The 1,112-nt window shown below is 46.3% G+C and carries 2 protein-coding genes; both read left to right on the top strand.

From position 1 onward, the window contains the following. Positions 1 to 860, top strand: an 860-nt coding sequence (locus R7M72_RS25510; protein WP_318056511.1) for a cellulose biosynthesis cyclic di-GMP-binding regulatory protein BcsB, incomplete at its 5' end; no start/stop codon positions are given. Continuing rightward, positions 860 to 1,112 (top strand): glycosyl hydrolase family 8 (locus R7M72_RS25505; RefSeq protein WP_318056510.1); only part of this gene is annotated, 253 nt, incomplete at its 3' end. The genes R7M72_RS25510 and R7M72_RS25505, both read left to right, overlap by 1 nt.

Raw genomic sequence — 1,112 nt, 5'->3', positions numbered from 1 at the left:
TGACGCAACCAAGTAAGCAATACGCGGTCATTGATGGTGACTCTATGGTTGATTTTAGTGGTTTCCCTCACTACATCGAAATGCCAAATATGCGCGCTTTTGCTACTTCTGGTTTCCCTTACACTCGCATGGCCGATTTGTCAGAAACTGCGATTGTTGTTCCAGAGAGAGCTCCAAAAGAAGTGTTGCAGACCTTCTTAAACGTCATGGGGTCGTTAGGGCGTGATTCTGGGTACCCAGGTATTCAGGTGCTTTTGACAGACAAATGGAATGCTGAGCAACTAAAAGATAAAGACATCCTGACGATCGGTGTTGTGGATGCACTAGAAGAAGCCGCTAATAATCCTGACCAAGTGAACTTAGTGGTTAAAGAGGGTCAGAGACAAATTCGCCTACCAAGCAAAAATGAAAAGCAGCTCGGAATGAACTGGATGAGTCCAAGTGATGCTCGTCAAGTGGCCGCGGATTATGTTTCTGTTGAGGCTGAGGGCTCTTTTGCTGCTATTTATGGTGCAGAATCGCCATTTACGAAAAAACGCAGCGTCATTTCTATTATGGCGGCTCACCCGTCAGATTTTTCGTCGGTTGATCGCGCGTTGGCTGACTCCGGTAAAGTGGAGCACATGTTTGGCTCGGTAGTGACGTTGAGAAATAACGAAGTAGCAAGCTACAACGTGGGTTCGCACTACTATGTTGGTAAGCTTCCTGTGTGGCAGCTCGTTTGGTATCACTTCTCTAATCACCCAGTCATCGTTGCGTGCTTTGCCGCCTTGCTAGTGGTGATTGTAACCATTGTTCTTTGGCGCGTATTACGTCAAGTCGCGTCTAGACGTTTAGAAAAAACTGAGGAAGAGGAATAATGAAAAAACTCATCTCGTTCCTTATGTTGTTCGTGTCTCCTTACTTGTGGGCTAACACCTGCGAGTGGCCACAATGGGAAACATTTAAGTCGGTATACATGGAGCAAGGCCGAGTCGTTGATGGCAGTGATGAGCGTATGATTACAACCTCGGAAGGCCAATCTTACGCATTGTTTTTTGCCTTGGTTGCCAATGACCCTAAAACCTTCGATCAGGTTTTAAAATGGACTCAATCACATTTGGCTGGTGGGG

The sequence above is a fragment of the Vibrio sp. YT-18 genome, from assembly GCF_033337345.1.
Classification (GTDB): Bacteria; Pseudomonadota; Gammaproteobacteria; order Enterobacterales; family Vibrionaceae; genus Vibrio; species Vibrio alginolyticus.
Note: the sequence above shows the minus strand (reverse complement) of the source record. Positions and strands in the feature narration are given on the sequence as shown.